This window comes from Aeromicrobium flavum (assembly GCF_007992115.1).
Taxonomy (GTDB): Bacteria; Actinomycetota; Actinomycetes; order Propionibacteriales; family Nocardioidaceae; genus Aeromicrobium; species Aeromicrobium flavum.
The window spans coordinates 288,646-296,204 of record NZ_BJZQ01000002.1 but is presented as its reverse complement, the minus strand read 5'-3'; the positions used below and the strand labels follow the sequence as shown (position 1 = coordinate 296,204).

General features: G+C 71.8%; 6 protein-coding genes. 4 read left to right on the top strand and 2 right to left on the bottom strand.

Annotation, left to right across the window (positions count from 1 at the left end; genetic code table 11):
- Nucleotides 1–94 precede the first annotated feature (94 nt).
- Together AFL01nite_RS04495 and AFL01nite_RS04490 are read right to left on the bottom strand one after the other, a co-directional pair.
- On the bottom strand, nt 95–820 hold the full coding sequence (locus AFL01nite_RS04495; RefSeq protein WP_146825961.1) for an ABC transporter permease: 726 nt from the start codon (nt 818–820) through the stop codon (nt 95–97).
- Complete coding sequence (locus AFL01nite_RS04490) at nt 817–1,533, bottom strand: ABC transporter ATP-binding protein (RefSeq protein WP_146825960.1); 717 nt, start codon at nt 1,531–1,533, stop codon at nt 817–819. The genes AFL01nite_RS04495 and AFL01nite_RS04490 overlap by 4 nt, the downstream gene beginning before the upstream one ends.
- Nucleotides 1,534–1,621: 88 nt before the next feature.
- Between AFL01nite_RS04490 and purL the strand changes: the two genes are divergently transcribed.
- The 4 genes from purL (at nt 1,622) to AFL01nite_RS04470 (ending at nt 7,465) form a co-directional block, all read left to right on the top strand.
- The gene (gene purL, locus AFL01nite_RS04485; protein WP_222593388.1) at nt 1,622–5,476 is read left to right on the top strand and encodes a phosphoribosylformylglycinamidine synthase; all 3,855 of its coding nucleotides are present in this window, start codon (nt 1,622–1,624) and stop codon (nt 5,474–5,476) included.
- 89 nt (nt 5,477–5,565) lie between these two features.
- Nucleotides 5,566–5,745 carry a hypothetical protein gene (locus tag AFL01nite_RS04480; protein ID WP_146825958.1) on the top strand — a complete coding sequence of 60 codons (180 nt, stop codon included), beginning with the start codon at nt 5,566–5,568 and terminating at the stop codon, nt 5,743–5,745.
- Between the two features lie 79 nt (nt 5,746–5,824).
- Complete coding sequence (locus AFL01nite_RS04475) at nt 5,825–6,442, top strand: DUF47 domain-containing protein (protein WP_146825957.1); 618 nt, start codon at nt 5,825–5,827, stop codon at nt 6,440–6,442.
- 6 nt (nt 6,443–6,448) lie between these two features.
- On the top strand, nt 6,449–7,465 hold the full coding sequence (locus tag AFL01nite_RS04470; RefSeq protein WP_146825987.1) for an inorganic phosphate transporter: 1,017 nt from the start codon (nt 6,449–6,451) through the stop codon (nt 7,463–7,465).
- Nucleotides 7,466–7,559 lie beyond the last annotated feature (94 nt).

Genomic DNA, 7,559 nt, shown 5'->3' with positions numbered 1-7,559 from the left:
CACCTCCGCGAGTGGCGCAGATTCGCCCGCCACTCGCCGAGTGGCGGACATCTTTGCGCCACTCGCGGAGGGGGCGCGGCGCGGGCGGTGAGCGTCAGGGCGTGCGGCGGCGCAGCGTCAGGGACGCCACGGCGATCGAGCCGACGGCGAACCCGATCAGCACGAGCAGATCGGTGAGGCGCTCGGCGGCGTCCGCGCCGTTCGCCAGCGAGGTGAACGCGTCGGTCGAGTAGGTCAGCGGCATCACGGCGGACAGCCACTGCAGCACGTCGGGCATGCGGTCCACGGGCACGAGCAGCCCGCACACGAGGATCTGGGGGATGATGACCAGTGGCATGAACTGCACCGCCTGGAACTCGGTGCGGGCGAACGCCGACGCCAGCAGGCCGAGCGCGGTGCCCACGACGGAGCCCAGGATCGCGAACACGAGCGCCTCCCACGGTCGGTCGAGGCCGAGATCGAGTCCCCACTGCGCCACCGCCAGGCTGATCGCGGACTGCGCCAACGCCAGCACACCGAGCGCCAGCGCGTAGCCGCCGATCAGCTCGCCACGACGCAACGGCGTCGTCAGCAGCCGCTCGAGGGTGCCCGAGATCCGCTCGCGGACCATCGTGACGCTGGTGATGAGGAACATCAGGATGAACGGGAAGAGCGCCAGCATCTGCGGTCCGACCCGGGCGAACACCTGCGGCTGCTGGTCGAACACGTAGCGGAAGAGCAGCAGCAGGATCGACGGCAGGAACAGCAGCATCACGATGCTGCGGGGATCGTGGCGCAGCTGGCCGAGCACGCGCCCCGCCGTCGCGAGCGTGCCCGTCACCGGTCGCCGCCCAACGCCAGGGCGAGGAACGCCGACTCGATGTCGGACGTGCCGGTCGCCGACCGCAGGCCGTCCGGTGTGTCCTGGGCGATGAGGGCGCCCTCGCGCATCAGCAGCACCTGGTCGCAGCGGTCGGCCTCGTCCATGACGTGACTCGACACGAGCAGCGACGCCCCGGCGGCGGCCAGCTCGGCGAACAGCCGCCACACGTCGCGGCGCAGCACGGGGTCGAGCCCGACGGTGGGCTCGTCGAGCAGGTAGAGGTCGGGCTCCGCGACCAGGGCCGCGGCCAGCGACACGCGGGCGCGCTGCCCGCCGGAGAGGTCGCGGGTGAGCCGGCGCCGGTCATCCGCCAGGTCCACGGCGGTCAGCACCGCGTCGATGCGGCCGCGGTCCACGCCGTGGATCTTCGCGAAGTAGGCCAGGTTCTGCTCGACGGTCAGGTCGGCGTACACCGAGGTGGACTGGGTCATGTAGGCCACGCGGCGGCGGTTGGCGACGGAGCCGGCCGGCTCGCCGAGCACCGTCACGGTCCCGGCAGCCACGACCTGGACGCCCGCCAGCGAGCGGATCAGGGTCGACTTGCCGCAGCCGCTGGGGCCCAGCAGGCCGGTGACGCGGCCCCGGGGGAGCGTCAGGTCGAGGCCGTCGAGCACCGTCCGGCCGCCGCGCTCGACGACTAGCCCGCGGACCTCCACCGCCGATGACGCCATGCTCCGACTCTCGCACCGGCAGGGGGCCGCGCACCAGCAGTCGCGACGCGGGTTCGGAGCGGTCGCGCGGGCCATTAGGCTGGGCCGCGTGTCGCGCGACGTCGAACTCACCGTGGTCGAGGGCGGCAACGCTCTCTCGGCCTTCCGAGCCCGTGCCCTGCTGTCCCGCCTGCAGGAGGTGGCCCCCGGGCTGACCGGTGTCCGCGCCCGTCATGTCCACTGGATCGCCAGCGAGCGCCCCCTGGACGCGGCGACCACCGAGACCCTCACGCGGCTGCTCGACTACGGCGAGCCCGCCGAGGACGGGACGGACGGAGTCCTGGTCGTCGTCGGCCCGCGCCTGGGCACGATCTCGCCGTGGTCCAGCAAGGCCACCGACATCGTCCACAACTGCGGCATCGACGTGCGGCGGGTCGAGCGCGTCACCGAGTACACGCTCACCGGCGCCGAGCCGACGCCCGAGCAGCTGCAGGCCTGCGCCGACGTGCTGCACGACCGCATGACCGAGACAGCGCTGACCTCCCGCGAGGCGGCCGCCGACCTGTTCGACGAGCGCGGGGCCGAGCCGATGCAGCGCATCGACGTCCTCGGCGGTGGCCGGGCCGCCCTCGAGTCCGCGAACACCGAGTTCGGCCTGGCGCTGTCGGACGACGAGATCGACTACCTCGTCGACTCCTTCCGCGAGCTCGACCGCAACCCCACCGACGTCGAGCTGATGATGTTCGCCCAGGCGAACTCCGAGCACTGCCGCCACAAGATCTTCAACGCCGACTTCGTCCTCGACGGCGAGCCGCAGGACCGCTCGCTGTTCGCGATGATCCGGCACACCGAGCAGCTCAACGGCCACGGCACCGTCGTGGCGTACAAGGACAACGCGTCGATCATGGAGGGCGGCCCGGCGACGCGCTGGCTGCCCGAGTCGGCCGACCGCCCCAGCCGCTACACGGCGCGCGAGGGCGAGGTGCACGTCCTGATGAAGGTCGAGACGCACAACCACCCCACGGCCATCTCGCCCTACCCGGGCGCGGCGACCGGCGCCGGCGGCGAGATCCGCGACGAGGGCGCCACCGGCCGCGGCTCGCAGCCGAAGGCCGGCCTGACGGGCTTCGTCGTGTCGAACCTCCACCTGCCCGGCACGGACGAGCCGTGGGAGACCGAGCACTACGGCCGGCCCGAGCACATCGCCAGCCCGCTCGACATCATGACCGAGGGGCCGATCGGTGCCGCCGCGTTCAACAACGAGTTCGGCCGGCCCGGCCTCGGCGGGTTCTTCCGCGTCTACGAGCAGACCGTCGACGGCGTGCGCCGTGGTTATCACAAGCCGATCATGAGCGCGGGCGGCCTCGGCTCGATCAGCGCCGAGATGACCGAGAAGATCGCCTTCCCCGGCGGCACGCTGCTCGTGCAGCTGGGCGGCCCGGGCATGCGCATCGGCATGGGCGGCAGCGCGGCCTCGTCCAAGGCGGCCGGGGCCAACGCCGCCGAGCTGGACTTCGACTCCGTCCAGCGCGGCAACCCCGAGATCGAGCGCCGCGCGCAGGAGGTCATCAACCACTGCTGGTCGCTGGGCGAGGACAACCCGATCCTCTCGATCCACGACGTCGGCGCCGGCGGCCTCTCCAACGCGTTCCCTGAGCTGGTCGACGACGCCGGCGCGGGAGCGACGTTCGACCTCGCCTCGGTGCCGGTCCTCGAGAGCGGGCTGGCGCCCAAGGAGATCTGGTGCAACGAGAGCCAGGAGCGCTACGTCCTGGCGATCGCGCCGGAGTCGCTCGACCGGTTCGCCGCGCTGGCCGACCGCGAGCGGTGCCCCTACGCGGTGGTCGGGGTCGCCCGCGACGACGCCCACCTGCTGCTCACCCCGGCCGATCCGGCCGACGAGACGCCCGTCGACATGCCGATGGACGTCTTGCTGGGCAAGCCGCCGAAGATGACGCGCGACGCCGTCCGCGTCGACCGCTCCACGCCCGAGCTCGACCTGCAGGGCATCGACGTGCGCGACGTCGCGCACGCCGTGCTGCGGCACCCCTCGGTCGCCTCCAAGCGCTTCCTCGTGACGATCGGCGACCGCACAGTCGGCGGCCTCACCCACCGCGACCAGATGGTGGGCCCGTGGCAGGTCCCGGTCGCCGACGTCGCCGTGACGCTGTCCGACCACGTGGGCTTCGCCGGTCAGGCGATGGCCAGCGGCGAGCGCACGCCGCTGGCGGCCGTGAACGCCCCGGCCTCGGGACGGATGGCCGTCGGCGAGGCGATCACGAACCTGCTGGCCGCGCCGATCCACCTGCCGGGCGTCAAGCTCTCGTGCAACTGGATGGCCGCGTGCGGTGAGGACGGCGAGGACGCCGCGCTCTACGACACCGTCCACGCCGTCGCGATGGAGTTGTGCCCGGCGCTGGGGATCTCGGTGCCCGTCGGCAAGGACTCCCTCTCGATGCGGACGCGCTGGACCGACGAGTCCGGTGAGGACAAGCAGGTCACCGCCCCGGTCTCGCTCGTGGTCACGGCGTTCGCGTCCCTGCCCGACGTGCGCGGCACGGCCACGCCCGAGCTGCCGGCCGACGCGGCGCTGCTCCTGGTCGACCTCGGCGCCGGTCGCCACCGGCTCGGCGGCTCGATGCTCGCCCAGGTGCTGGGCGAGTTCGGTGGCGAGGTCCCCGACCTCGACGACCCGGCGCGCCTGGTGGGTCTCGTCGACGGCGTCAACGCCTTGCGTGAGGCCGGCCTGCTACTGGCGTTCCACGACCGGTCCGACGGCGGCCTGTGGGCCGCGGCCTGCGAGATGGCGTTCGCCGGCGGGGTGGGTCTCAAGCTGGACGTCGACGACGTGGCCGAGCTGTTCACGGAGGAGCTCGGTGCCGTGCTCGCCGTTCCCGCCGGGCGTGCCGACGAGGCCGCCGCACTGCTGGCCGCCCACGGCCTGGCCGACCTCGTCCGCCGCGTCGGCACGTCCACGGCCGATCGCCACGTCCGCGTGCCGGGGCTGGGGCTCGAGGAGTCGCTGACCGAGCTGGCGCAGACGTGGGACGAGGTCTCGTGGCGCATCTCGCGGCGGCGCGACAACCCCGAGTGCGCCGACGCCGAGCACGCCGCCGTCGGCGCGGACGAGCCGCTGCTGACCCTCGAGACGACCTTCGACCCCACCGACGACGTCTCCGCGCCGTACCTGGTCGGCCGGGCGCGCCCGAAGGTCGCGATCCTGCGCGAGCAGGGCGTCAACTCCCACGTCGAGACCGCGTTCGGCTTCGACCGCGCGGGCTTCGACACCTACGACGTGCACATGACCGACCTGCAGAGCGGCCGCTTCGACCTCTCCGACGTCGTCGGCCTGGCCGCGTGTGGCGGGTTCTCCTACGGCGACACGCTCGGCGCGGGCGAGGGCTGGGCCCGGTCGGTCCTGTTCAACCCCGCGCTCACCGACGCCTTCGCGGGGTTCTTCTCGCGGCCGGACACGTTCGGCATCGGCATCTGCAACGGCTGCCAGATGTTCGCGGCCCTGGCCGACCTCATCCCGGGCGCCGACGCGTGGCCGCGGTTCACGCGCAACGCGTCCGAGCAGTACGAGGCGCGACTGTCGCTCGTCGAGGTGCTCGACTCGCCCTCGATCTTCTTCTCCGGCATGGCCGGGTCGAAGGTGCCGATCGCGGTCGCGCACGGCGAGGGGTTCGCGAACTTCTCGGTGCGCGGCGACGCCGAGGCCGTCCACCGGGCCGCGCGGTTCGTCGACGTCCACGGTCGCGTGGCCACCGACTACCCCGCCAACCCGAACGGCTCGCCGGACGGCGTCACGGCGGTGACCACGCCCGACGGTCGCTTCACCGCGATGATGCCGCACGCCGAGCGGGTGCAGCGGAACGTGCAGCTGTCGTGGTCGGCGGGCGACCCCGCGGCCGAGAGCCCGTGGGCGCGGATGTTCCGCAACGCGCGCGTCTGGGTCGACTGACGCCCCGAGCGCCCACGGAACATAGTTCCGATGGGGGGTTTTGCCCACGAGTCTTAGGTCCTCCGCCCCGGGCCGCGTACTCTCGGTATGTGGCCCTGTACCCCCCCGGCGAACGCATCAGCGAGCCGCTCGACGATCGGCTGCGCGACGACGCCGCGCTGGCCGAGATCGAGCTGACCTCGCGCCTGATGATCGCCGCCTCGGGAGCATCGGCACGACTCACCCAGACCGAGATCGACGGTCTGCTGGGCGTCGATCCCGAGGCCTGACCGGCCTCGGTTGGCGGCCGGGATCGCCCAGCACCTACCATGGGCAGAGTCTGCCCGCCACATGCCGAGGAGTACCTGCGTGCGTTTTCGCATTCGACCGGTGGAGGCCTCGTTCTACGACCTCTTCACCGAGTCGGCCAACCATCTTGTCGCCGGCGCCGCCATCGTCGCCCGACTCCTCGATCCCGAGGCGGACAAGACGGCCCTCGCGTCCCAGATGAACGACGCCGAGCACGCCGCCGACGACACCACCCACGCGATCATCAAGCTGGTGAACAGCACGTTCATCACGCCGTTCGACCGTGAGGACATCTACGCGCTGGCCAGTGGCCTGGACGACGTCATGGACTACATGGAGGAAGTCGTCGAGAGCGTCGCCCTGTACGGCGTCGAGGAGTTCCCCGAGGCGTTCGCCGCGCAGGTGCAGGTGCTGCAGCAGGCCGCCCAGGTGACCGCCGAGGCCATGCCGCGGCTGCGGTCGATGAAGGATCTCGAGGAGTTCTGGATCGAGATCAACCGCCTCGAGAACGAGGGCGACCGCAACCACCGCCGGATGCTCGCCGACCTGTTCGACGGCAACTACAAGGCGATGCAGGTCCTCAAGCTCAAGGACATCGTCGAGGCCGTCGAGCATGCGATCGACGCCATGGAGTCGGTGGCCAACACGGTGGAGCAGATCGCGGTCAAGGAGTCCTGAGTGGACCTGGTCACGGTCATGGTGGTCACGGTCGTCGTGATCGCCCTCGTGTTCGACTACACGAACGGCTTCCACGACGCCGCCAACGCGATCGCCACCTCGGTGTCGACGCGCGCCCTGACGCCCCGCGTCGCGCTGGCGATGGCGGCGATCCTGAACTTCGTCGGCGCCTGGCTCGGCGTCGAGGTCGCCAAGACGATCCAGGGGATCATCGACATCGACGGGGTCACCAGCATCTCCGATGCTGACCGGGCCCATGCGTTGACGATCGTGCTCGCGGCCCTCATCGGCGCGATCACCTGGAACCTCATCACCTGGTACTACGGCATCCCGTCGTCGTCCTCGCACGCCCTGATCGGCGGCATCGTGGGCGCGGGACTGGCGTCCTCCACGGTCGTGCACTGGGACACCATCGTCGAGAAGGTCGCGATCCCGATGGTGCTCAGCCCGGCGCTGGGCTTCTTCCTGGCCTTCGGGCTGATGACGGCGATCATGTGGATCTTCCGCCGCGCCAAGCCCGCGCGGGTCCACCGCGGCTTCCGCCTGGCGCAGACCGTCTCGGCGGCCGGCATGGCGCTGGGCCACGGCCTGCAGGACGCGCAGAAGACGATGGGCATCATCGTCCTGGCCCTGGTGGCCGGCGGCATGCACGACGGCGAGGGCGTCCCGCTGTGGGTCATCGTCGCGGCCGCCAGCGCGATCGCGGCCGGCACGTACTCCGGCGGCTTCCGCATCATGCGCACCCTCGGGCGCCGCATCATCGAGCTCGATCCCCCGAAGGGCTTCGCGGCCGAGGCCACCGCGGCCAGCGTCCTGTACGTCATGGCGATCGGCCTGCACGCGCCGGTCTCGACGACCCACACGATCACCTCGGCGATCATGGGTTCGGGCGCCACCAAGCGCTTCAGCGCCGTCCGCTGGGGCGTCGCCAAGGGCATCGTCGTCGCGTGGATCGTCACGATGCCGGCGGCCGCGGCCGTCGCCGCCGGGTTCTACTTCCTCGCGCGGCCGTTCCTGCCCTGAGCGGAGGCTCCCGGGTGGGCGGTGCGCTGACTCCCACCGTCTCCCCGAGCGCGGTGCGCTGAGTCCCACGGCCCGGCCCCGGGTGGGACCGGAC